This is a genomic window from Pseudomonas sp. M20 (genome assembly GCF_045037865.1).
In the GTDB taxonomy this organism is placed as follows: Bacteria; Pseudomonadota; Gammaproteobacteria; order Pseudomonadales; family Pseudomonadaceae; genus Aquipseudomonas.
In genome coordinates, this window is record NZ_CP173611.1 from 6,635,628 (window position 1) to 6,658,066 (window position 22,439).

At 58.1% G+C, this 22,439-nt stretch carries 22 protein-coding genes; 13 read left to right on the forward strand and 9 right to left on the reverse strand.

Features of this window, described 5'->3' with window-relative positions:
* Positions 1–110: 110 nt before the first annotated feature.
* Positions 111–1,775, forward strand: coding sequence for an energy-dependent translational throttle protein EttA (gene ettA, locus ACI514_RS29610; RefSeq protein WP_077574610.1), 1,665 nt, complete (start codon positions 111–113; stop codon positions 1,773–1,775).
* A gap of 350 nt (positions 1,776–2,125) precedes the next feature.
* Positions 2,126–3,463: an NADP-specific glutamate dehydrogenase gene (gene gdhA, locus ACI514_RS29615; protein ID WP_405122842.1), complete on the forward strand. Its 1,338-nt coding sequence runs from the start codon at positions 2,126–2,128 to the stop codon at positions 3,461–3,463.
* Here the strand turns inward: gdhA and ACI514_RS29620 are convergent.
* The 4 genes from ACI514_RS29620 to ACI514_RS29635 form a co-directional block, all read right to left on the reverse strand.
* Positions 3,460–3,954, reverse strand: coding sequence for a GreA/GreB family elongation factor (locus tag ACI514_RS29620; RefSeq protein ID WP_405122843.1), 495 nt, complete (start codon positions 3,952–3,954; stop codon positions 3,460–3,462). The two genes, gdhA and ACI514_RS29620, sit on opposite strands and share 4 nt — an antisense overlap.
* 70 nt (positions 3,955–4,024) lie before the next feature.
* Complete coding sequence (locus tag ACI514_RS29625; RefSeq protein ID WP_095121717.1) at positions 4,025–4,381, reverse strand: hypothetical protein; 357 nt, start codon at positions 4,379–4,381, stop codon at positions 4,025–4,027.
* Between the two features lie 214 nt (positions 4,382–4,595).
* Complete coding sequence (locus ACI514_RS29630) at positions 4,596–6,449, reverse strand: DUF4105 domain-containing protein (protein WP_150694648.1); 1,854 nt, start codon at positions 6,447–6,449, stop codon at positions 4,596–4,598.
* Between the two features lie 94 nt (positions 6,450–6,543).
* The gene (locus tag ACI514_RS29635) at positions 6,544–7,032 is read right to left on the reverse strand and encodes a DUF3015 domain-containing protein (RefSeq protein ID WP_007909797.1); all 489 of its coding nucleotides are present in this window, start codon (positions 7,030–7,032) and stop codon (positions 6,544–6,546) included.
* Positions 7,033–7,309: 277 nt separating this feature from the next.
* Between ACI514_RS29635 and ACI514_RS29640 the strand changes: the two genes are divergently transcribed.
* On the forward strand, positions 7,310–9,748 hold the full coding sequence (locus tag ACI514_RS29640) for a Lon protease family protein (protein ID WP_095125459.1): 2,439 nt from the start codon (positions 7,310–7,312) through the stop codon (positions 9,746–9,748).
* Between the two features lie 311 nt (positions 9,749–10,059).
* The gene (locus ACI514_RS29645; protein ID WP_007909799.1) at positions 10,060–10,374 is read left to right on the forward strand and encodes a hypothetical protein; all 315 of its coding nucleotides are present in this window, start codon (positions 10,060–10,062) and stop codon (positions 10,372–10,374) included.
* Positions 10,375–10,410: 36 nt separating this feature from the next.
* Here the strand turns inward: ACI514_RS29645 and ACI514_RS29650 are convergent, their stop codons facing one another.
* Positions 10,411–12,228 carry a hypothetical protein gene (locus ACI514_RS29650; RefSeq protein ID WP_405122844.1) on the reverse strand — a complete coding sequence of 606 codons (1,818 nt, stop codon included), beginning with the start codon at positions 12,226–12,228 and terminating at the stop codon, positions 10,411–10,413.
* 162 nt (positions 12,229–12,390) lie between these two features.
* Between ACI514_RS29650 and ACI514_RS29655 the strand changes: the two genes are divergently transcribed.
* The 3 genes from ACI514_RS29655 to ACI514_RS29665 all read left to right on the forward strand — a co-directional run bounded on the left by ACI514_RS29655 (position 12,391) and on the right by ACI514_RS29665 (position 14,060).
* Positions 12,391–12,879: a TIGR00645 family protein gene (locus ACI514_RS29655; RefSeq protein ID WP_007909801.1), complete on the forward strand. Its 489-nt coding sequence runs from the start codon at positions 12,391–12,393 to the stop codon at positions 12,877–12,879.
* A gap of 135 nt (positions 12,880–13,014) precedes the next feature.
* Positions 13,015–13,320: a DUF6482 family protein gene (locus ACI514_RS29660; protein ID WP_160059482.1), complete on the forward strand. Its 306-nt coding sequence runs from the start codon at positions 13,015–13,017 to the stop codon at positions 13,318–13,320.
* Positions 13,321–13,442: 122 nt separating this feature from the next.
* Positions 13,443–14,060 (forward strand): FKBP-type peptidyl-prolyl cis-trans isomerase, encoded by a 618-nt coding sequence (locus ACI514_RS29665; RefSeq protein WP_008078561.1) that lies wholly within the window; start codon positions 13,443–13,445, stop codon positions 14,058–14,060.
* Positions 14,061–14,170: 110 nt separating this feature from the next.
* On the opposite strand, the gene ACI514_RS29670 is transcribed toward ACI514_RS29665, so the two are convergent.
* The 3 genes from ACI514_RS29670 to ACI514_RS29680 all read right to left on the reverse strand — a co-directional run bounded on the left by ACI514_RS29670 (position 14,171) and on the right by ACI514_RS29680 (position 16,090).
* Positions 14,171–14,428, reverse strand: a complete 258-nt coding sequence (locus tag ACI514_RS29670) for a hypothetical protein (protein ID WP_034153845.1) — start codon at positions 14,426–14,428, stop codon at positions 14,171–14,173.
* Between the two features lie 204 nt (positions 14,429–14,632).
* Positions 14,633–14,974 (reverse strand): zinc ribbon domain-containing protein YjdM, encoded by a 342-nt coding sequence (locus ACI514_RS29675; protein ID WP_016986200.1) that lies wholly within the window; start codon positions 14,972–14,974, stop codon positions 14,633–14,635.
* A gap of 147 nt (positions 14,975–15,121) precedes the next feature.
* On the reverse strand, positions 15,122–16,090 hold the full coding sequence (locus ACI514_RS29680; protein WP_034153846.1) for a polyprenyl synthetase family protein: 969 nt from the start codon (positions 16,088–16,090) through the stop codon (positions 15,122–15,124).
* Positions 16,091–16,329: 239 nt separating this feature from the next.
* Here ACI514_RS29680 and rplU point away from each other — a divergent pair, with 239 nt between their 5' ends.
* The 5 genes from rplU (at position 16,330) to ACI514_RS29705 (ending at position 20,170) form a co-directional block, all read left to right on the forward strand.
* Positions 16,330–16,644 (forward strand): 50S ribosomal protein L21, encoded by a 315-nt coding sequence (gene rplU, locus ACI514_RS29685; protein ID WP_003176051.1) that lies wholly within the window; start codon positions 16,330–16,332, stop codon positions 16,642–16,644.
* 34 nt (positions 16,645–16,678) lie between these two features.
* Entirely contained in the window at positions 16,679–16,936 is a 258-nt protein-coding gene (rpmA, locus tag ACI514_RS29690) for a 50S ribosomal protein L27 (protein WP_003176049.1), read from the forward strand.
* 193 nt (positions 16,937–17,129) lie between these two features.
* Positions 17,130–18,353, forward strand: coding sequence for an Obg family GTPase CgtA (gene cgtA, locus ACI514_RS29695; RefSeq protein ID WP_016986202.1), 1,224 nt, complete (start codon positions 17,130–17,132; stop codon positions 18,351–18,353).
* Between the two features lie 220 nt (positions 18,354–18,573).
* Positions 18,574–19,692 carry a glutamate 5-kinase gene (gene proB, locus ACI514_RS29700; protein ID WP_160060141.1) on the forward strand — a complete coding sequence of 373 codons (1,119 nt, stop codon included), beginning with the start codon at positions 18,574–18,576 and terminating at the stop codon, positions 19,690–19,692.
* A 10-nt stretch (positions 19,693–19,702) separates the two neighbouring features.
* The gene (locus ACI514_RS29705; RefSeq protein ID WP_007909822.1) at positions 19,703–20,170 is read left to right on the forward strand and encodes a CreA family protein; all 468 of its coding nucleotides are present in this window, start codon (positions 19,703–19,705) and stop codon (positions 20,168–20,170) included.
* 122 nt (positions 20,171–20,292) lie between these two features.
* Here the strand turns inward: ACI514_RS29705 and rpsT are convergent, their stop codons facing one another.
* Entirely contained in the window at positions 20,293–20,565 is a 273-nt protein-coding gene (rpsT, locus tag ACI514_RS29710) for a 30S ribosomal protein S20 (RefSeq protein ID WP_003228351.1), read from the reverse strand.
* 252 nt (positions 20,566–20,817) lie between these two features.
* Here rpsT and murJ point away from each other — a divergent pair, with 252 nt between their 5' ends.
* The gene (gene murJ, locus ACI514_RS29715) at positions 20,818–22,356 is read left to right on the forward strand and encodes a murein biosynthesis integral membrane protein MurJ (protein WP_077574602.1); all 1,539 of its coding nucleotides are present in this window, start codon (positions 20,818–20,820) and stop codon (positions 22,354–22,356) included.
* Positions 22,357–22,439 lie beyond the last annotated feature (83 nt).

Here is a 22,439-nt window from a genome sequence, read left to right on the forward strand (position 1 = left end):
GACTTTTTCAGCGCGCACGCATTGATAACCATCAAGTGAACGACGCGCATGGTCTGGCCGGGCTTCGCCTGCGCTGCAATCATTCATCTGTCACTGACCCAAGGTTCTCCATGGCTCAATACGTCTTCACCATGCATCGGCTGGGCAAAGTTGTTCCGCCGAAGCGGGAAATTCTCAAAAACATTTCGCTGTCGTTCTTCCCCGGCGCCAAGATCGGCGTACTCGGCCTCAACGGTTCGGGTAAGTCCACGCTGCTGAAAATCATGGCGGGCGTCGACACCGAGTTCGAGGGCGAAGCCCGTCCGATGCCGGAGCTGAACATCGGTTATCTGCCGCAAGAGCCGCAACTTGATCCGACCAAGACCGTGCGTGAAGTGGTCGAGGAAGCGGTCAGCGTGATCAAGAACGCCCAGGCTCGCCTGGACGAGGTCTACGCGGCTTACGCTGAAGAAGACGCCGACTTCGACAAGCTGGCTGCCGAGCAAGCCAAGCTCGAAGCGATCCTGCAAGCCAGCGACGGTCACAACCTCGATCGTCAACTGGAAGTCGCCGCCGACGCACTGCGTCTGCCGGCCTGGGACGCCAAGGTCGAATTCCTCTCTGGTGGTGAAAAACGTCGTGTGGCCCTGTGCCGCCTGCTGCTGTCCGCGCCGGACATGCTGCTGCTCGACGAACCAACCAACCACTTGGACGCCGATTCCGTTGCGTGGCTGGAGCACTTCCTGCACGACTTCCCGGGCACCGTGGTAGCGATCACGCACGACCGTTACTTCCTCGACAACGTCGCTGGCTGGATTCTCGAACTCGACCGCGGCGCGGGCATCCCGTACGAAGGCAACTACTCGGGTTGGCTTGAAGCCAAGTCCGATCGTCTGGCCGCCGAATCCAAGCAGCAGTCGGCCCACGAAAAAGCCATGAAGGAAGAACTGGAGTGGGTGCGCAAAGGCGCGAAAGCCCGCCAGTCGAAATCCAAGGCTCGTCTGCAACGCTTCGAAGAAATGCAATCGCAGGAATTCCAGAAGCGCAGCGAAACCAACGAGATCTACATCCCGGCTGGTCCACGCTTGGGCGACAAGGTCATCGAATTCAAGAACGTCACCAAGGGTTACGGCGATCGCGTGTTGATCGACAACCTGTCGTTCGCGATGCCGAAAGGCGCCATCGTCGGCGTGATCGGTGGTAACGGTGCCGGTAAGTCGACTCTGTTCCGCATGTTGATGGGCAAGGAAACACCGGATTCGGGCAGCATCGAAGTCGGCGAAACCGTGCAACTGGCGTGCGTCGATCAGAGCCGCGATGACCTGGATGGCAGCAAGACTGTGTTCCAGCAAATCTCCGACGGTTCCGACCAGATCCGCATCGGCAACTACGAGATCCCGTCGCGCACCTACGTCGGTCGCTTCAACTTCAAGGGCGGCGACCAGCAGAAGTTCGTCAAGGATCTGTCCGGTGGTGAGCGCGGTCGTCTGCACCTGGCGCTGACCCTGAAGGAGGGCGGCAACGTCCTGCTGCTCGACGAACCGTCCAACGACCTCGACGTTGAAACCCTGCGTTCCCTGGAAGAAGCCCTGCTGGACTTCCCGGGCGCCGCCATTGTGATCTCTCACGATCGGTGGTTCCTTGACCGTGTGGCGACACACATCTTGGCGTACGAAGACGACTCGCAAGCGATCTTCTTCGAAGGTAACTACACCGAGTACGAAGCGGATCGCAAGAAACGCCTCGGCGAAGCAGCTGCCCAGCCACACCGGGTACGTCACAAGAAACTGGCCTGATTCGGGTTGGTTGCATAAAAGAGCGGAGCCTTCGGGCTCCGTTTTTTTTGTCTGGTTTTTGTCAGCGGAACCGAGGTGCGGCCATCGCGAGCAGGCTCACTCCTACATTTGAAATGCGTCCCCCCTGTAGGAGTGAGCCTGCTCGCGATAGCTGTATAACTAGGGGTGCATTTCTTGAAACCAGACTCCCCATTCAGGTGCAAAACAAGCTCAAAAAATCGCCTGATTTATATTCTGTGCACCATTTAATTTCATAACTGCGACATTTTGCTCTGTTCCAGTGCGCAATTCGTTTGTTACAGTCCGGCCCAATCTCCTCCAACGACAATAAATTTGCCGAGACTTTTGCCATGATCGAATCCGTCGAATCCTTCCTCGCCCGCTTGAAAAAACGCGACCCGGATCAACCCGAATTCCACCAGGCCGTCGAAGAAGTCCTGCGCAGTCTGTGGCCGTTTCTAGAAGCCAATCCGCATTACCTCACCTCGGGGATTCTGGAGCGCATCTGCGAGCCGGAGCGTGCCGTGGTGTTCCGCGTGTCATGGGTCGACGATCAGGGCAAGGTCCAGGTCAATCGCGGTTTCCGCATCCAGATGAACAGCGCGATCGGCCCGTACAAGGGCGGCTTGCGCTTCCATCCTTCGGTCAATATGGGGGTGCTGAAATTCCTCGCCTTCGAGCAGACCTTCAAGAACTCCCTGACTTCTCTGCCTATGGGCGGCGGCAAGGGCGGCGCGGACTTCGATCCGAAGGGCAAGAGCGACGCTGAAGTCATGCGTTTCTGCCAGGCGTTCATGAGCGAGTTGTATCGCCACATCGGCGCCGACGTTGACGTACCGGCCGGTGATATCGGTGTCGGTGCGCGCGAGATCGGCTTCCTGTTCGGTCAGTACAAACGCCTGAGCAACCAGTTCACCAGTGTGCTGACCGGTAAAGGCATGACCTACGGCGGCAGCCTGATTCGTCCGGAAGCCACCGGTTTCGGCTGCGTGTATTTCGCTGAAGAAATGCTCAAGCGTCGAGAGCAGACCGTCGAAGGCAAACGCGTGGCAATCTCCGGTTCCGGCAACGTGGCGCAATACGCCGCGCGCAAAGTCATGGATCTGGGTGGCAAGGTGATTTCCCTGTCCGACTCCGAAGGCACGCTGTATTGCGAAGCCGGGCTCAGCGAAGAGCAGTGGCTGGCGCTGCTGGAACTGAAAAACGTCGAACGCGGACGTATCAGCGAATTGGCGGCGGCATTCGGTCTGGAATTCCGCGCCGCTCAGTTGCCTTGGTCGTTGCCGTGCGACATCGCGCTGCCGTGCGCTACGCAGAACGAACTCGATGCCGAATCTGCCCGCACGCTGCTGCGCAATGGCTGCGTGTGCGTGGCCGAAGGTGCGAACATGCCGACCACGCTCGAGGCTGTGGATATCTTTATCGAGGCCGGGATTCTGTTTGCCCCGGGCAAGGCGTCCAACGCCGGCGGCGTGGCGGTGAGCGGTCTAGAGATGTCGCAGAACGCCATGCGTCTGCTGTGGACGGCAGGTGAGGTCGACAGCAAGTTGCACGCGATCATGCAGTCGATCCACCACGCTTGCGTGCATTACGGCGAAGAGAACGGGCGGATCAACTACGTCAAAGGCGCGAACATCGCCGGCTTCGTCAAAGTCGCCGACGCGATGTTGGCGCAAGGCGTGGTTTAAGCCGGTTCGATGCGGATCACTTCGATGACTTGATCACCGGCGGGGCGCTGCCACAGCACCTCGTCGTTGAGTCGGGCGCCAAGCAGCGCCCGGCCCAGCGGTGAACCCCAATTGATCAGGCCCTTGCTGGCATCGGCCTGATCCTCGCCGACCAGTTGCACCCGGCGTTCGGTGTCGTGTTCGTCGGCGTAGGTGACCCAACTGCCGATCTGCACTTTGTCTTTAGAAGTTGCAGCGATTGCCACTTGGGCGCTGCTCAGGCGCTGATTGAAATAGCGCAAATCCCTTTGCAGATCGGCAAGCCGCTGCTTGTCGGCCTGCTCGCCTTTGGCTGTTTGTTCAGCATGCAGACTTTGCAGTTCGGCGACCTTCGCCTGCAACTGCGCCAGCCCTTGCGGCGTGACGTAATTGGTTTGCGTGCTGACCTGCCGCTCGACCGGCTGATCGGCTTGCGCGGCGGCGTTGTCTTCGTTGACGAATGCGCGGCTCATGGTGTCCTCCTCGTATGAGGTTTGGGCCATGTTCGCAGGCAATTGGTTTCACTGGATGTCTGTAAGCGACCTATTGCGAGCGATAGGCCCGCCCGGCGTCTTGATCCTTCTGCTGCTGCCAGGCGCGCTCGCGTTCGTCCCAGTGTTCGTTGCGATACTCTTCGCGGCCCTTGTTTTCCAGCATGGCCTGACACTGACGGAAGCCGTCGGTCCAGCCTTCGGCGTATTGCTTGTCCTTGAGATAGCGCGGCACATTCTTGCGAAACTCGCCGCTGATCGAACCGGCCGCCTGGCGACCGCTGACACAACCATCATCAAAACCGTCGGCAAAGGCCGGTGGATAACCCTTGGCGATCAAATCTTCATGGGTGGTCTGGCAACCGCCCAGCAACAGCACAACACCCAACAAACCCGCACACCGCCACATCGCACTCTCCCGCGCCGGTTGTCCGGCTTATGGGGAAAGTCTAGAAGGGGATTCGTCGGGCGTTGGTGAAAGGCGTGTGAGTAATTCGTTGAGCGCCACAAATCCCCTGTAGGAGTGAGCCTGCTCGCGATAGCGGTGTATCAGTCACCGCAACAGTGACTTATGAATTGCTATCGCGAGCAGGCTCACTCCTACAAGGGGGATGTGTTCAGGATCAATAGTGATACCACTTCACTTCGAGCATCACTTCGGTTTCAGGCGTGGCGAGATGGCTGAACTCACGCTGCGCACTCAGGCGCAAACCCAGATTGCGCGACAATTCCCACTGCTGATTCAGACTCAGACTGCGGCGCACTTCGCCGTTGAAGAAGTAGTCCCCCTTGGCCTCCAGGCTGAGATTGCCCAGCGGATTTTTCCACAACACGCCGGTATTGAAACCGCCGGCCGGGGACACGAACTCGGCGAAATCGTTGTTGTGTTCAACCCGCACGGTGCCGAGGGCAAAGCCCAGTACATCATCCCCAAGCGCCCAGGTGCCGCCGCCACCACCATTCACATGGCTGACCAGCGTTTCGTCATCATGCTTGCCCGGTACACGCTCGAGACCACCGGTAACTTGCCACGACAATGGCTGCAACAACTCATTGCGCGGCGTCAGCGAACGAATCGTCGCCAGATCCAGTTGCTGAAACTGCCAGTGATTGCCTTCGTACTGACGCAATTTCATCTGCAGGATTTCAATCTGCGCGCCGAGCGGGAAGCTCTCGGCATTGTCGTTGAGGTCGTGATAGGCCATGCGCAAACCGTACTCACCGAATGCACGATCACCACGGGTACCGAGGCCGGCCTGCCATGTGCGTGATTCGTGGCCGTCTTCCGGCAAGCCTGGCTGCGGAATGTCCAACTCCGGCGCCGGGTTCTTGTTGATCGCTCGCAGCAGTTCAAAGCTGCGCTGTGCCCGTTGTGGATCGCGTTCCTGACCGTTGGCGCGGTAGCGCTCCAGACGATATGCCGCGTCGATGATCAACGCTTGACGGTCGCGGGGCAGGGCTTTGAACGCCGGATCCTGCAACTGCTGTTGATCGGCGCTGACGTTCAGCACCCATTGCTGTTCGTCACTGTTCAAAGGCTCGGCACGGCTGAGCAATTCGCGCTCGCGGGACGGGCGGTATTCGATACTTTCCACCAGCCCGGCTTCTTTCACCGCTTTGACGGTGTCGGTGGGAATCGCGGTCAACGGGAATTGTTCGGTCAGGCGCAGACTCGGCCGTGCCACCTGCAGCAACTCAAGCAGACGATACGAGCAGTTTTCATCGAAGAAGAAATAGTCGAACTGAATCTGCTTCAACTCCCACACATGCTCGACCATGCGCGCGGTTTCTTCTTGGGTCAGATTCAGTCGGTATTCCCACAGGTCGCGGTTTTCCAGGCTGCGGTACTCGGAGAGCTTTTCCTGATACGGCACCAGCGCGAACAATCCCGGATAACCGCCCATCAAACCTTTCCAGGCGTACAGAATGCTGTTGTCCGAACCTTCGATGTAGGCGCCGAAGTTGATCGCGTAACTCAGCAGCGAGGTCTTGTCGGCCTGCACGTCAGCCTGGTCGATGCGCAGCAGGGTGTGGCCGAACATCGATGACGGACTGTTCAAATAAGCCGCCGGGAAGATCATCACCGCGCTGTGCGGCGAAACATCCTTGAACCACTTCTTGTACTCGGCGCATGCAGGTGTCGGCAGATCGCTGAGGTTGAGCTGTGCTTTCAGCCAGCGCGTGCGCGCCGGATAAACGCATTGCGCATGTTGCTCGCCGAGACTGGCCGGGGCGTACAGCGCTTGCACGGTCGCGGCGAGTTCATGATCGGGATGTTCATTGCCATCGGGCGCGAGAAAGAACTTCTTGTCACTGACATAGCTGCGCCAGCCGCCAAGCTTGGCGGTTTCGTAGTGACCGAGGGAAATCCAGAAGCGGTCGTTGGCCAGTTGCTGCAAACGTTGAGGGTCGATGTTTGGCGCGGCGGACAGCGGGGCGCAGACACAGAGCGCCAGCCAGGCAAGGCGTTTGAGCATAGTCGGCAACTTGAACAGGAAAGAAATAAAGACCCAAGGAGGGCGGGCCGAAAAAACAAAACCCGCTTCCCGAAGGAAGCGGGTGGGGTCGAGCTTAAGCCTGAGTTGCGTACTTGGCCAGACGAGGATCCGATTTCAGTACGGCCAGGGTGTTGGTATGCACGTCTTCAGCGGTCACGTCAGCCTTGCTGAAGATCTGCTGGAAGTGCTCGTGAGTCACAGCAGCGAAGTGCGCGCGATCTTCCGGCGCCACGCCCAGTACCACGGCATAAGTCGTCAGCGCTTCGCCGTTGCCTTTGGCCATGTCTTCGGACAGCTCGTTCATCATGCCATTCATGGCAAACCAGGATTTGCCGCCGTAGGTCAGCGATGCGTTGGTCGAGCAACCGTTGGTGCCGGACGTCATCCCGAAGGTGGCGTTACCGGAAGTGCCGTTGGTGGTGGAAGCGAGGAAGTGAGCAGGGGTGCCACGCTGACCTTCGAACAGCATGTTGCCCCAACCGCAATCCGGGCCGCCTGGAGCTTGCGCCATTGCGTTGATGGATACAGCGGTGAAGAGAGTACCGAGAAGAATCCGTTTCATAGCTTTTTTCTCTTTGTGTGCATACCAATGGACAGGGTTCTGACACCTGACGGTGCCAGTGGGCCAGTATTAGTTCCAGCCGCGCAGTTTGGAGTTTAGGCACGTTCCTGGGGTTCCGTGAGTTTTTACAAAAGATTTGGCGATAACCCCGATTTCACGAGTGCCGGGGCAGGGGCGGGCGGTTGTCTATGCTTTGTAGTGTGGCGCGCCTTGCCAGTGGGGCACGGGCAGCGCCAGAATGCCGCTATCTGCCCCGCCTGATTGTTAAGGAAGCCCGATGCCTGATCCTGTTGCTGCCAGCTTGCGTCTCGCGCCCGAAGCGCTGACCCGTCCGTTTTCCGCTGAACAGTTCAGCTTCACTACCACCAATGATCTGGAGCCCTTTCGCGGTGTGCTCGGCCAGGAACGCGCGGTCGAAGCCTTGCAGTTCGGTGTGGCCATGCCACGCCCCGGTTACAACGTTTTCGTCATGGGCGAGCCCGGCACCGGCCGTTTCTCGTTCGTCAAACGCTACCTGAAGGCCGAAGGCAAACGCCTGCAGACCCCGGCGGACTGGGTCTACGTCAATAACTTCGATGAGCCGCGCGAACCGCGCGCACTGGAATTGCCGTCGGGCACTGCCGGTGCATTCATCGGTGACATCAACGGTTTGATCGACAACCTGCTGGCGACGTTTCCGGCAGTGTTCGAGCACCCGTCCTACCAGCAGAAGAAAAGCGCCATCGACCGCGCTTTCAACCAGCGCTACGACAAGGCTCTCGACATCATCGAGCGTCTGGCCCTGGAAAAAGACGTCGCCCTGTACCGCGACAGCAGCAACATCGCCTTCACGCCGATGCTCGATGGCAAGGCGCTGGACGAAGCCGAATTCGCTCAGTTGCCGGAAGCCGATCGTGAGCGTTTCCACGATGACATCTCCGGTCTCGAAGAGCGTCTGAACGAAGAACTCGCCAGCCTGCCGCAGTGGAAACGCGAGTCGAACAATCAGCTGCGTTCGCTCAACGAAGAAACCATCACCTTGGCGCTGCAGCCGTTGCTGTCGCCGTTGTCGGAGAAGTATGCCGAGAACGCTGCGGTGTGCGGCTACCTGCAAGCGATGCAGGTGTATCTGCTGAAAACCGTGGTCGAGCAACTGGTCGACGACAGCAAGACTGACGCCGTCGCACGCAAACTGCTGGAAGAGCAATACGCGCCAAGCCTGGTGGTCGGCCATCCGGTGAGTGGCGGTGCGCCGGTGGTGTTCGAACCGCACCCGACTTACGAAAACCTCTTCGGCCGTATCGAATACACCACCGATCAGGGTGCGCTTTACACTACCTATCGCCAGTTGCGTCCCGGTGCCTTGCACCGCGCCAACGGTGGTTTCCTGATCCTTGAAGCGGAAAAAATGCTCAGTGAGCCGTTCGTGTGGGATGCGCTGAAACGCGCCCTGCAATCGCGCAAGCTGAAAATGGAATCGCCGCTGGGCGAGATGGGCCGTTTCGCCACCGTGACGCTTAATCCGCAGCACATCCCGTTGCAGGTCAAAGTCATCATCATCGGCGCGCGGTCGCTTTATTACACGTTGCAAGACCTCGATCCGGACTTCCAGGAGATGTTCCGCGTTCTGGTCGACTTCGATGAAGACATCCCGATGGTCGACGAAAGCCTGGAGCAATTTGCCCAACTGCTGAAAACCCGCACATCGGAAGAAGGCATGGCGCCGCTGACCGCCGACGCAGTAGCGCGTCTGGCGACTTACAGCGCACGTCTGGCCGAGCATCAGGGGCGTTTGTCGGCGCGCATTGGCGACCTGTTTCAACTGGTCAGCGAGGCGGATTTCATTCGTCACCTGGCCGGCGATGAAATGACCGACGCCGGGCACATCGAACGCGCGTTGAAAGCCAAAGCTACACGCACCGGACGTGTGTCGGCGCGGATTCTCGACGACATGCTCGCCGGGATCATCCTGATCGACACCGATGGCGCCGCAGTCGGCAAGTGCAATGGTCTGACCGTGCTTGAAGTCGGCGACTCGGCGTTTGGTGTGCCGGCGCGGATTTCCGCCACGGTCTATCCGGGCGGCAGCGGCATTGTCGACATCGAGCGTGAGGTCAACCTCGGTCAGCCGATCCACTCCAAAGGCGTGATGATCCTCACCGGGTATCTGGGCAGCCGTTATGCGCAGGAATTCCCGCTGGCGATTTCCGCGAGCATCGCGCTGGAGCAGTCGTACGGTTACGTCGATGGCGACAGTGCGTCCCTGGGTGAGGCGTGCACGCTGATTTCGGCGCTGTCGAAAACCCCGCTCAAGCAGTGTTTTGCGATCACCGGCTCGATCAACCAGTTCGGTGAAGTGCAAGCGGTGGGCGGGGTCAACGAGAAAATCGAAGGCTTCTTCCGTCTCTGTGAGGCGCGCGGGCTGACCGGCGAGCAGGGCGCAATCATTCCGCAGGCCAACGTCGCCACGCTGATGCTCGATGAGAAAGTGCTGGCGGCGGTGCGCGCCGGGCAGTTCCACGTTTACGCGGTGCGTCAGGCGGATGAAGCGTTGAGTCTGTTGGTGGGCGAACCGGCGGGTGAACCGAATGCCGATGGCGAATTCCCGGAAGGCAGCATCAATGCACGGGTGGTCGAGCGCTTGCGCGACATCGCCGAGATGATTAGCGAAGAAGACCTCAAGGAAGCCGAGAAAGAGTTGGCCCAAGAGGCATTAGCCGAAGCAAAACCGGCCTGAGCCTTCATGCGATAAAAACTGTGGGAGCGAGCCTGCTCGCGAAAGCGGTGTATCAGACGACGAATAAGTTGCCTGACACTCCGCATTCGCGAGCAGGCTCGCTCCCACATTTGTTTGGTGTGAATCCATCGAAAATTCGCCACAACTCTGACGCCAATATTCACACAATGACCATTCGGCGCCTTCTGGTCTCATTCGGCTTGCGCAGCGGACTTTTCTTCTATTCTCAGCTCAAGGATATCGACAGTATCACTGGATCGAGCCAGTCCTCCCGTGGGGGCTGAATACCGGCTTCACCGAGGGTCGCCGCCATGTCGCGCAACCTCTGCCTCACCCGTCAGTGCCTGGGTCTTGTGACCCGTATCGAATGCGCCATCAAGCCGTTGGCCGGCGATAACGGCATGTGGACGCTACTCTTCGCCGCCGGCATGGCCGGTGAACAACCTTCCGCCATCAAAGCGCAGGGCCCGTTTCATGGGCCGGTCGCCGCCGAATCGATACTCGACACCATCGTCGAAAGTCTGACCCTGCATGGCTACGAATTAGCCGATGATCCGCAGATCTGGAGCCTGCACCTGCAAGCTCAATTGCGGCAGATCAACGGTGGTCGCGGCCGCGCTCTTTAGGCGCTGCCGCAGGCTGAGATCTTTTGATCTTGCCCTTCAAGGCGCAGTCTCAGGCATCGGCGCCTTGTCGAGCTTGACCTCAAAACCGTATTGCACGGTGGCGAGGTCGGTTCGCTGATAGGTCTCCACGTGTGTGGGGCGGCCATAAAAGTAATGCACACCAAACAACGCCGGGCCTTCTGCGCTTGCATCGTGGCTGACCGAGAGAATCTGCTTGAGGTAGTTGCCACTGTCGTCTTTGACGAAGAAACGCCACTCGTTGGGCGGGAACAGTTTCAGATCCACCACCAGTTGGTTGTTCTTGATCTCCAGCCCCTTGGGCAATGACTTGGCGTCGTAGGTCTGTTTGGTCACCGCGGCGAGAAACAACGGCATCGAGCCGACCGCAATCGCCGGGGTTTCCGGGAACAGATTCAAGTCGTAGGTGATCGTCGCGCGCAGTGGATCGACTTGATACGCCTCGGGCGGCAGTTCGATCGGCTCATCGAGCTTGCCACTGCGCTTTTCGGTGAAGAACGTCACAGGACTGAAGTCATCGCCCAGCAGTTCATCGTTGAACGTGCGGCGATGGGAGAACTCGATGCGGGCAGCGCTCGGTTCTTCCACGGATTGATGAATGCGAATGCCGGCCTTCAGCTGTTCTTCGGTGAGGCTCGCACCCTTGAGCCAGTTAACCGCCAGATCGTCGTAAACCGTCACCGACGGATCCAGCGGCTGGATGGCTTTCTCCGTGGTGTGCTGATTGAACGTGCGAATCGGCAGGTCCAGCGGTTTGCGGGTCACGGTTGCCGAGGAAAAATCCAGCACGCTGACTTCCAGGGTTTCGATCGGGCCATTGAAATAGACCTTGTTGTAGCGACGCGGGTGTTTTTGCTCGAAATCCTGCTGTTCTTGGGTGAGCTGTTTTTCCAGCGTATCGCTCCAGCCTTTCTGCTGTTGCAGGTACGCCAGTTGTTTCTGGTAGAAGGACACTTGCTCCGGACTTTCGTTGATCGAGCCGGCGCGCACCAGATACTGCCCGGTTTTATCGCGGGCCTGGACGATCAGCGGATTGAGTTGGGCATCGACGACTTCCGCGGCCAGTGGCAGGTTGTTGCTGAATTCGACTTCGGCATAGTTCTTTTCAAGCTTCAGCAGTTTGACGCTGAGGTTGTCGTTGGTGCGGGTCTGGCCGACGTCCTTTTGCGTCAGGTCGAAGCTGTACAGGCGGCGCGGCGCGATGACTTCGATCTGGCCTTGCAGGCTGACCGGTTGCGGCAGGGTCTTCTTGTCCACGTCCAGCCCGTCAATGAACGGGTAGGTTACGGTCAGGTCATCGGGGTTGGTGACGTTGGAGCTGGAGGGGCTGAGTTGAATGCCCGGATCGGTTTCCGACCATTCCGGCTGATAAGCGATCACGCGCTTGTTGCTCAACGTCACCGACTGCCACTCCACGCCATGGGGGAACAGGAAGCCGCCGGGAATGTTCAGGTTGAACGGGAACACCGGTTGCAGATCGGTGAGGTAATCGGAGCTGGCGTCCTTGTGCAGCACGAACAGGCCATTGATGAAGGTATCGACCAGCGTCTGCGGGGCAGGGTAGTGCTTGAGCACGGCTAGAGCGTCTTCGCCATATTCGGTGCGCGGTGGATTGTCATTGAGTTTGATCTGCGCCCGTTCGAGCAGCAGCAGTGAGCCACCGAGTTCGGTGATGGCGTCCTTGAGCTTTGGATCGGTGATGGCGTCCAGTGACTGTTCGAACTTTGCGGTCTTTTCTTCAAGGCTGGCGGCGTGTTTCTCGTCGCCGGGCGAGCAACCGCTGAGCAACACAGCAAGGCATATTCCGGCGGTCGTTATCGGCAATCGCACATCCATTTCCACACGTCCTGTCTACAGTCACTGGGCTGTCAATGGTTTGGACACTAGCAGAAAAAAAATCAACCACACACGCAGGTGGCGGATTTTTCGGCGGTTTCTGGCTGTCATAGCGGGCTGTTATACTCGCCGCCATTTCCAGCCCCCCATGTGTGAGATTCAATGGAACGCTTTATCGAAAATGCAATGTACGCCTCGCGCTGGCTGCTGGCGCCGATCTATATCGGGCTGTCCCTTGGGCTGCTGGCGCTGGCACTGAAATTTTTCCAGGAAGTTTTTCACATCCTGCCCAACGTCTTCTCAATGGCCGAGTCGGAACTGATTCTGGTGCTGCTGTCGCTGATCGATATGGCGCTGGTCGGCGGCCTGCTGGTCATGGTGATGATTTCCGGCTACGAGAACTTCGTCTCTGAACTGAACATCGATGAAGGCAAGGAAAAACTCAGCTGGCTCGGCACCATGGACTCTTCGTCGCTGAAGATGAAAGTCGCCGCTTCGATCGTGGCGATCTCCTCGATCCACTTGCTGCGCATCTTCATGGACGCCAAGAACGTCGATCCCGAGCACTTGATGTGGTACGTGATCATCCACATGACCTTCGTCGTTTCGGCGTTCGCCATGGGTTACCTGGACAAGGTCACCAAGCACTGATCAACCGTTGATCGCTGCAAAAACACCGCCCGTCTGTTGCGAAACAGACGGGCGGTGTCGTTTGTGGCTTGTGCTTTGGTGCGCGCGGGCATATCCCTGTAGAGGTCCTGATTCGCTACTGTGTGAGGTGCGTTCATGAACCTGCAAGAGCTGAATGCGTTTGCCATCGCCAGGAAGGTTGATGAGTTGAACCTGATCTCCATGGAAGGGGGGATTTACCTGCTCGAAGCACGGATGCATGGCGCGGCGTATCCGTTGAGTGATCTCAAGGGTGGGATGCTGACATTGCGCTCGGTGGAACACGCTCGGGATTTGCTGCATAACTTTCCAGAATTGCCATTCAACCTCGTACACACCTCGGTACACGATGAAATGTGTGGTCTGGGCGCCAGTGGCGAGGAAAGCCTGAAGGTGCCGCTCGCCTGGCGTTCAGCCCTGTAGGCGCTCCGCCCCATCGCCGGAGCATCTGTGCTAGTCTGCTCGCCCTTTTGGTTCCGGGCGCGCCGGGACGCGCTGTGCTCGCACGGCAAGTCTTGTGGCCGTCCGCACAGCGGAGCAGTGTCATGTCCGAAGTAAATCTGTCCACCGACGAAACCCGCGTCAGCTACGGTATCGGCCGTCAGTTGGGTGACCAGCTGCGCGACAACCCGCCACCGGGCGTTAGCCTGGACGCGATCCTGGCTGGCCTGACCGACGCGTTCGCCGGTAAGGAAAGCCGTGTTGGCCAGGAAGAAATGTCCGCCAGTTTCAAGGTGATCCGCGAGATCATGCAAGCCGAAGCGGCTGCCAAAGCTGAAGCCGCTGCCGGTGAAGGCCTGGCCTTCCTGGCTGAAAACGCCAAGCGTGACGGCATCACCACCCTGGCTTCCGGCCTGCAATTCGAAGTGCTGACTCAGGGCGAAGGCGCCAAGCCGACCCGTGAAGACCAGGTTCGTACTCACTACCACGGCACCCTGATCGACGGCACTGTGTTCGACAGCTCCTACGAGCGTGGCCAGCCTGCTGAATTCCCGGTTGGCGGCGTAATCGCTGGCTGGACCGAAGCTCTGCAACTGATGAATGCCGGCAGCAAATGGCGCCTGTACGTGCCGAGCGAACTGGCTTACGGCGCTCAAGGCGTTGGCAGCATCCCGCCGCACAGCGTTCTGGTATTCGACGTCGAGCTGCTGGACGTTCTGTAAGACCTTTGTGGGAGCGAGCCTGCTCGCGAATGCAGGCGACTGGATCTAACTTGAGATTCGAGTTGAAGCCTTCGCGAGCAAGTTCGCTCCCACAGGTTTTGTATTGCTGCTCATAGTTCTATCTTGTGATGCAGCTCACTGGTCGGGCGCAACGCCCGGGCATAGCAGAACAGAAACAGATTGCGCACCAGCTCCTTGAGCACCAATGGCTCGCTGGAATTCAGACTGCTGACGTCCAGATCCCCTTGATCCTGCAGTTCATGCAAGGCTTCTTCTTCAAGCACCGCACAGACTTCACCGGTTTCCCGATGCAGGATTCTGAGGTAAGGGTGTGGGCGATCCAGCCAAGCGTCGATCAAATAAGTCATGGTTCTCATCTCCTTGAAAGGTTTCAATGAGAATAATTCTTATTCGTCAAATAGCAAGCGTCTATTGGCGGATTGTGAAATATTCCGGATAAAGATTGCGTAAGGTCAAAACGGCTGGCGTTTGGCTATTGCTTGGTTTTGCTGGGTAGAGCGGGGAGGGCAAAGCTCCATCCCACGGCTGGCGCGGGATGGATCACAACAGAATCAGACTTTTCTGACGAACTCGGATTTGAGTTTCATCGGGCCGATGCCGTCGATCTTGCAGTCGATGTCGTGGTCGCCATCGCACAGGCGGATGTTCTTGACCTTGGTGCCGACCTTGACCACCAGCGAAGTGCCCTTGACCTTGAGGTCCTTGATCACGGTGATGGTGTCGCCGTCCTGCAGGACGTTGCCGACCGAATCTTTCTTCACGGCATCATCGGACGCCACTTCGGCTTCGCCGCTGGCGGACCACTCGTGGGCGCACTCCGGGCACACCAGTTGGGTACCGTCTTCGTAGGTGTATTCGGAATTGCATTTCGGGCAGGGTGGCAACGTGCTCACTAAGGCTCCTTGGGGTGTGGATCACTAAAAGTCGCACATTGTATAGGGTTTTAGCTTTTCAGGCAGTCAAAAGCAAAAGATCGCAGCGTCGACAACCCCTGTAGGAGCTGCCGAAGGCTGCGATCTTTTGATCTTGCTTCAGCGATATCAGTGCGTACGGGCGACCGCAAACTCGCTCAGTTCAACCAGGGCATCCCGATATTCACTTGCCGGCAGCGCCTCAAGGCACTTGATCGCACGGGCCACGTAATCACGGGCCAGTTGCGCGGTGTATTCCAGCGAACCGGAAGCTTCCACGGCAATGCGGATGCTTTCCAGGTCTTCGATTCCGCCTTTCTGGATCGCCTGACGCACCAGTGCAGCCTGTTCAGCCGTACCTTCGCGCATGGTGTAGATCAGCGGCAGAGTCGGCTTGCCTTCGGCCAGATCGTCGCCGACGTTCTTGCCCAAGGTCTCGGCGTCGCCCTTGTAGTCGAGCAAATCGTCGACCAGTTGGAAGGCCACACCCAGGTGATCACCAAAGGTCCGCAGGGCTTCGCTCTGTTCGGCGGTAGCGCCGGCCAGTGCGGCGGCACTGTGGGTCGAAGCCTCGAAGAGCATCGCGGTCTTGCCGCGGATGACTTCCATGTAGGTTTCTTCGGTGGTGCTGGCATCGCGAACTTTGGACAGCTGCAGCACTTCGCCTTCAGCGATGATGCGCGTGGCCTGGGACAGGATCTTCATCACCGGCATCGAGCCCAGTTCGACCATCATTTCGAACGAGCGCGAGTACAGGAAGTCGCCGACCAGCACGCTCGGAGCGTTGCCCCACATGGCGTTGGCGGTCGAGCGGCCACGGCGCATGCCGGACATGTCGACCACGTCGTCATGCAGCAGGGTGGCGGTGTGCAGGAATTCGATGGTGGCGGCCAGCAGACGCATGTCGTCGCCTTCGCGACCCAGGGCCTTGCCACACAGCAACACTAATAAAGGGCGCAGACGTTTGCCGCCGGCCGAGGTGATGTAATCGCCGATTTTCGATACCAGCGGTACTCGGGAAGTCAGCTGCTTCTTGATGATGCCGTCGACGGCGCTAAAATCGTCCGCCACCGCGCGGTAGAAAGCTTGGGGTTGCATCAGCGAGAGTCGCTCCAGAAGGGTTGCGCGGCATGCTAGGACCCCCATCCGGACCTGTCAAGGCGCGATGGACGGCTACTTGCAAGCCTGCCGCGCCTTGCGTACAATCGCGCACCCTGAACTTCCTGGGCAGCACCTGCCTTACGCAATTGCAACGGGCCTTCCAGCCTTATGCAGCCATGCCAGCCAATACCTCTTCCTATAAAGAGCTGGGTGAGCAGGATTATCGGAGAAATACCATGTCTTATGCAGTAATCGTTACTGGCGGCAAGCAGTACAAAGTCGCCCCGGGTGAATACCTGAAGATCGAAAAACTGGAAATCGCTACCGGCGAATCCGTTACCTTTGATCGCGTTCTGTTGGTCGCCAATGGCGACGACGTGAATATCGGCGCTCCAGTTGTTGCTGGCGCTACCGTTGTGGCTGAAGTGATCTCCCAAGGTCGTCACGATAAAGTCCGCATCATCAAGTTCCGTCGCCGTAAGCACCACATGAAGCGTATGGGCCACCGCCAGTGGTACACCGAGATCAAAATCACCGGTATTCAGGCTTAATTTCAGCCTAATTCCTCACTAGGAGAATTGACTCATGGCACACAAAAAAGCTGGTGGTAGTACCCGTAACGGTCGCGACTCAGAAGCCAAACGCCTTGGCGTTAAGATGTATGGCGGCCAGAAAATCATTCCGGGCAACATCATCGTGCGTCAGCGCGGCACCCAATTCCACGCTGGCTACGGCGTTGGCATGGGTAAGGATCACACCCTCTTCGCGAAAATCGAAGGCGTGATCAAGTTTGAAGTAAAAGGCGCGTTCAACCGCCGTTACGTGAGCGTTGTCGCAGCTTAATTGCGCGATCGCTGGAAAAGCCCTGTCTCGCGACGGGGCTTTTTCGTTTGTGGGGTGAGTCTCTTGCAAAACTGTTTGTATGGGCTGTCGGCGTGCGATGCAGGTCGTGTTTTGGGGTCGCTGCGCTCATTTTTGCAAGAGTCTTATGTCTTGATTGTTTTTCGGCTCGTCCGTATGGCGAGAGGCGTTGGTTATGAAGTTTGTTGATGAAGTATCGATTCGCGTAAAGGCTGGTGACGGCGGCAATGGCGCCATGAGTTTCCGTCGGGAAAAATTCATCGAAAACGGTGGCCCGAACGGTGGTGATGGCGGTGACGGCGGTTCCATCTACATGATGGCCGATGAAAACCTCAACACCCTGGTCGACTACCGTTACACCCGGCACTTCGATGCCGAGCGTGGCTCCAACGGCGGCAGCACCGACTGCACCGGTAAAAAGGGTGAAGACCTGATTCTGCGCGTGCCGGTCGGCACCACGGTGATCGACTCCGCTACCCAGGAAGTTATCGGCGACCTGACCAAGGCTGGCCAGAAGCTGATGGTAGTGCAGGGCGGCTGGCACGGTCTGGGCAACACCCGTTTCAAATCCAGTACCAACCGTGCGCCGCGTCAGACCACGCCGGGCAAGCCGGGTGAGCAGCGCGACCTGAAACTGGAAATGAAAGTACTGGCTGACGTCGGCCTGCTGGGCTTGCCGAACGCCGGTAAAAGTACCTTTATCCGTTCGGTATCGGCCGCCAAGCCGAAAGTTGCCGATTACCCGTTCACCACGCTGGTGCCGAACCTCGGTGTGGTCAGCGTCGATCGCTGGAAGAGCTTCGTCATTGCTGACATTCCGGGTCTGATCGAAGGCGCTTCCGACGGTGCTGGCCTGGGCATTCGCTTCCTTAAGCACTTGGCGCGTACGCGTCTGTTGCTGCACCTCGTCGACATGGCGCCGCTGGATGACAGTAGTGCGCCGGATGCGGCTGAAGTGATCGTCAATGAGCTGATCAAGTTCAGTCCGTCCCTGGCTGAGCGTGATCGCTGGCTGGTGCTGAACAAGTGCGACCAGATCCTTGAAGAAGAGCACGATGAGCGCGTCAAGGAAATCGTTGATCGCCTGGAATGGACCGGTCCGGTTTACGTGATCTCGGCCATCGCCAAGATCGGTACCGAGCGTCTGTGCCACGACATCATGCGTTACATGGAAGATCGCGCCGATCGCCTGGCCAATGACCCGGCATACAAGGAAGAGCTGGCCGATCTCGACCAGCGCATCGAAGACGAAGCCCGCGCGCAACTGCAGGCGCTGGATGACAAGCGTGCCCTGCGTCGCAGCGGCGTGAAGTCGGTCCATGACATCGGCGACGATGATTGGGATGAAGAAGATGTGGATGACGAAGACGGTCCGGAAATCATTTACGTGCGTGACTGATTCGTTGGGTAGGGGCTGCCGCAGGCTGCGATCTTTTGACCTTCAGAAGATCGCTGGTGTCTGCTGAGTCTTCATCTCAGGGCGGTGTTATCATCGCTGCAAGCCGTTTTTCTAAGGCGCCGCTCAATCGAGCGGCGTTTTAGTATCTGGAAATCGCAAGTCACAAATAACGTCATGGGTGGCGCTGGGTCGCGCTGCCCTCAAGCTAAGGTTGAAGATGATGCGGAGCAAGGTGACAGGTGCGCAGCGTTGGGTCGTGAAGATCGGCAGCGCTTTGCTGACAGCGGATGGCAAAGGGCTGGATCGCGCGGCAATGAGTGTCTGGGTCGAGCAAATGGTGGCCTTGCATGAGGCTGGCGTCGAGTTGGTGTTGGTGTCCTCCGGGGCGGTGGCGGCCGGCATGAGTCGTTTGGGCTGGACCGCACGACCCAGTGCGATGCATGAGCTCCAGGCGGCTGCGGCAATTGGTCAGATGGGCTTGGTGCAGGCGTGGGAATCGAGCTTCGCCGAGCATGGCCGGCACACTGCGCAGATTCTCCTGACTCACGACGACTTGTCCGACCGCAAACGCTACCTCAACGCCCGCAGCACTTTGCGCGCATTGGTCGAGCTGAAAGTCATCCCGGTGATCAACGAAAACGACACCGTGGTCACCGACGAAATCCGTTTCGGCGACAACGATACGCTGGCGGCGCTGGTGGCGAACCTGGTCGAGGCGGATCTGCTGGTGATCCTCACTGATCGCGACGGCATGTTCGACGCCGATCCGCGTAATAACCCTGATGCGCAGATGATTTACGAGGCGCGCGCTGATGATCCGAGCCTCGATGCGGTAGCGGGCGGCACGGGTGGTGCGCTGGGGCGTGGCGGCATGCAAACCAAGTTGCGCGCGGCGCGACTGGCGGCGCGTTCCGGTGCGCACACCATTATTGTCGGTGGGCGTCTTGAGCGAGTGCTTGATCGCCTGAAGGCGGGGGAGCGTATCGGCACGCTGCTGTCGCCCGAGCGCGGCATGCTCGCGGCGCGCAAGCAATGGCTGGCCGGGCATTTGCAGACTCGCGGCACGTTGGTGCTGGATGATGGTGCGGTGTCGGCGTTGTCCAAGGGCAACAAAAGCCTGCTGCCTGTCGGAGTGAAGTTGGTGCAGGGCAGTTTCCGACGCGGCGAAATGGTGGTCTGTGTGGCGCCTGATGGTCGTGAGATTGCCCGAGGCCTGGCTAACTACAGCGCGCTGGAAGCACAAAAAATTATCGGTCAGTCGTCGGATGCGATTGTCGGTTTGCTCGGTTACATGGCGGAGCCAGAACTGGTTCACCGTGACAACCTGATTCTGGTTTAAGGAAAACTCCATGCGTTTAGCGAAAGGATTGTTGGGCTTGCTGATGGCAATGCCATTGCTGGCCTCGGCCGAAGAAATCGGTCAGGTGTCTACGGTGTTCAAGTTTGTCGGCCCGAACGACCGCATTGTGGTCGAGGCTTTCGATGATCCGAAAGTTGAAGGGGTGACCTGCTACCTGTCGCGCGCCAAGACTGGCGGTGTGAAGGGTGGTCTCGGTCTGGCTGAGGATCGCGCCGAAGCTTCGATCGCCTGTCGCCAGGTTGGCCCGATCAAGTTCAAGGGTGATCTGAAGGATGGCGATGAGGTGTTCAAGGAGCGCACTTCGTTGGTATTCAAGACCATGCAGGTGGTGCGATTCCTCGACAAGAAACGCAACACGCTGGTGTACCTGGTCTACAGCGACCGCTTGATCGAAGGCAGTCCGCAGAATGCCGTGACCGCCATCCCGATCCTGCCATGGGTGCCGGTCCAGCAATAACGCCGCAAAACCAACTGTAGGGGTGAGCAGGCTCACTCCTATATTTTTTTTTGCGCTGGATTTACTAAATCACAGGCAATAAAAAACCGACCCTAAGGTCGGTTTTTTAATGACTACGTCGATTAAGCGGCTTCTTTCAGCGCTTTGACGTGGCCATTCAGACGGCTCTTATGACGAGCAGCCTTGTTCTTGTGGATGATGCCTTTATCGGCCATACGGTCGATAACTGGCACAGCCAGAACGTATGCAGCTTGAGCTTTTTCAGCGTCTTTTGCGTCGATGGCTTTAACTACATTCTTGATGTAGGTGCGAACCATGGAACGCAGGCTGGCGTTGTGGCTGCGACGCTTCTCAGCCTGTTTTGCACGTTTTTTGGCGGAAGGTGAGTTGGCCACCGTCGAGCTCCTCGAAAGACTTTTTAGGAAATAGCAAACAAAATAGGCCGCGAATCATGCCGATGAGTTGAAGTCTTGTCAAGGGCACTTGAAACGTTCCGCTAAGTGGTAGGTATAAAGAGGCGGGATATTTATTTCCGGCGCTTGACCTGTAAACTCGCGAGCTTTGGCTCTGTGCTGCTGCGGCGCGGAGTATCGCACAAGTAGGCGCTTTGTTCGCCTGCTGTTTATCGACAGGCACAAATTCCCTCAATGAATCTGCTCAAATCGTTGGCCGCCGTCAGCTCTATCACGATGCTTTCCCGGATTCTGGGGTTTGTCCGTGACACGCTGATTGCTCGTACATTCGGCGCCGGGATGGCGACGGACGCCTTCTTTATTGCCTTCAAATTGCCCAATCTGCTGCGCAGGATTTTTGCCGAGGGCGCTTTCTCTCAGGCTTTTGTACCGATTCTTGCTGAATACAAAAGCCAGCAGGGCGAAGAGGCGACTCGTACTTTCATTGCTTACGTTTCGGGCTTGCTGACGCTGGTGTTAGCGGTAGTCACTGCGTTGGGCATGATCGCCGCGCCCTGGGTGATCTGGGCCACGGCCCCGGGTTTTACCGATACGCCGGAAAAATTCCAGCTCACTTCCGATCTGCTGCGGGTGACCTTCCCCTATATATTGCTGATCTCCCTGTCCTCGTTGGCGGGCGCGATTCTCAATACCTGGAACCGTTTCTCGGTGCCGGCCTTCGTGCCTACTCTGCTGAACGTCAGCATGATCGTGTTTTCGCTGTTTCTCACGCCGTACTTTGACCCGCCGGTGATGGCGCTGGGCTGGGCGGTGCTGGTCGGTGGTCTGGCGCAGTTGCTCTATCAACTGCCGCACCTGAAAAAGATCGGCATGCTGGTGCTGCCGCGCCTCAATCTGCGTGATACCGGCGTCTGGCGCGTGATGAAACAGATGCTGCCGGCGATTCTCGGCGTGTCGGTCAGCCAGATCTCGCTGATCATCAACACCATCTTCGCCTCGTTTCTGGTCGCAGGCTCAGTGTCGTGGATGTATTACGCCGACCGCTTGATGGAGTTGCCTTCCGGCGTACTCGGCGTGGCATTAGGGACGATTCTGCTGCCAACATTGGCTAAAACCTATGCAAGCAAGGACCGCCACGAGTATTCGCGGATTCTCGATTGGGGTCTGCGTTTGTGCTTTGTATTGGTGCTGCCATGCTCGCTGGCGCTGGGGATTCTCGCTGAGCCGCTGACTGTTTCGCTGTTTCAGTACGGGCAGTTCAGTGGTTTCGACGCTGAAATGACTCAGCGTGCGCTGATTGCTTATTCTGTTGGCTTACTCGGGATAATCGTGATCAAAGTGCTCGCCCCGGGCTTTTATGCGCAACAGAACATCCGTACGCCGGTGAAAATAGCAATCTTCACGCTGGTGGTTACCCAGTTGTTCAACCTGGTGCTGATTGGCCCTCTGGCTCACGCCGGTCTGGCCCTGGCGATCAGTGCCGGTGCCTGTCTCAACGCTGGGTTGTTGTTCTATCAACTGCGCAAACAACAGATGTATCAGCCGCAGCCGGGCTGGGCCAGGTTCGGATTCAAACTGGTTATCGCCGTGGCGGTGATGTCGGCAGTGTTGCTGCTCGGCATGCATTTCATGCCAGCGTGGGATCAAGGGCACATGCTTGAGCGCTTCCTGCGTCTGGGCGCATTGGTCGCGGCGGGCGTGGTGTCCTATTTCGGTATGTTGCTGCTGCTCGGTTTCCGCTTGCGTGACTTCAATCGCAAGGCCTTGAGCTGAGGTTTTACCCTATATAAACAGGCGCGGGCCGGCAGTTTTGTCGGCTCGTTCACTTTGCGTTACGGTGTTGCCTGTCGTCGGCC

Excerpts from the sequence above, each read along its gene's own strand:
- ettA (WP_077574610.1), top strand. The coding sequence starts at position 111 with ATGGCTCAATACGTCTTCACCATGCATCGGCTGGGCAAAGTTGTTCCG.
- gdhA (WP_405122842.1), top strand. The coding sequence starts at position 2,126 with ATGATCGAATCCGTCGAATCCTTCCTCGCCCGCTTGAAAAAACGCGAC.
- ACI514_RS29620 (WP_405122843.1), bottom strand. The coding sequence starts at position 3,954 with ATGAGCCGCGCATTCGTCAACGAAGACAACGCCGCCGCGCAAGCCGAT.
- ACI514_RS29625 (WP_095121717.1), bottom strand. The coding sequence starts at position 4,381 with ATGTGGCGGTGTGCGGGTTTGTTGGGTGTTGTGCTGTTGCTGGGCGGT.
- ACI514_RS29630 (WP_150694648.1), bottom strand. The coding sequence starts at position 6,449 with ATGCTCAAACGCCTTGCCTGGCTGGCGCTCTGTGTCTGCGCCCCGCTG.
- ACI514_RS29635 (WP_007909797.1), bottom strand. The coding sequence starts at position 7,032 with ATGAAACGGATTCTTCTCGGTACTCTCTTCACCGCTGTATCCATCAAC.
- ACI514_RS29640 (WP_095125459.1), top strand. The coding sequence starts at position 7,310 with ATGCCTGATCCTGTTGCTGCCAGCTTGCGTCTCGCGCCCGAAGCGCTG.
- ACI514_RS29645 (WP_007909799.1), top strand. The coding sequence starts at position 10,060 with ATGTCGCGCAACCTCTGCCTCACCCGTCAGTGCCTGGGTCTTGTGACC.
- ACI514_RS29650 (WP_405122844.1), bottom strand. The coding sequence starts at position 12,228 with ATGGATGTGCGATTGCCGATAACGACCGCCGGAATATGCCTTGCTGTG.
- ACI514_RS29655 (WP_007909801.1), top strand. The coding sequence starts at position 12,391 with ATGGAACGCTTTATCGAAAATGCAATGTACGCCTCGCGCTGGCTGCTG.
- ACI514_RS29660 (WP_160059482.1), top strand. The coding sequence starts at position 13,015 with ATGAACCTGCAAGAGCTGAATGCGTTTGCCATCGCCAGGAAGGTTGAT.
- ACI514_RS29665 (WP_008078561.1), top strand. The coding sequence starts at position 13,443 with ATGTCCGAAGTAAATCTGTCCACCGACGAAACCCGCGTCAGCTACGGT.
- ACI514_RS29670 (WP_034153845.1), bottom strand. The coding sequence starts at position 14,428 with ATGACTTATTTGATCGACGCTTGGCTGGATCGCCCACACCCTTACCTC.
- ACI514_RS29680 (WP_034153846.1), bottom strand. The coding sequence starts at position 16,090 with ATGCAACCCCAAGCTTTCTACCGCGCGGTGGCGGACGATTTTAGCGCC.
- rplU (WP_003176051.1), top strand. The coding sequence starts at position 16,330 with ATGTCTTATGCAGTAATCGTTACTGGCGGCAAGCAGTACAAAGTCGCC.
- rpmA (WP_003176049.1), top strand. The coding sequence starts at position 16,679 with ATGGCACACAAAAAAGCTGGTGGTAGTACCCGTAACGGTCGCGACTCA.
- cgtA (WP_016986202.1), top strand. The coding sequence starts at position 17,130 with ATGAAGTTTGTTGATGAAGTATCGATTCGCGTAAAGGCTGGTGACGGC.
- proB (WP_160060141.1), top strand. The coding sequence starts at position 18,574 with ATGCGGAGCAAGGTGACAGGTGCGCAGCGTTGGGTCGTGAAGATCGGC.
- ACI514_RS29705 (WP_007909822.1), top strand. The coding sequence starts at position 19,703 with ATGCGTTTAGCGAAAGGATTGTTGGGCTTGCTGATGGCAATGCCATTG.
- murJ (WP_077574602.1), top strand. The coding sequence starts at position 20,818 with ATGAATCTGCTCAAATCGTTGGCCGCCGTCAGCTCTATCACGATGCTT.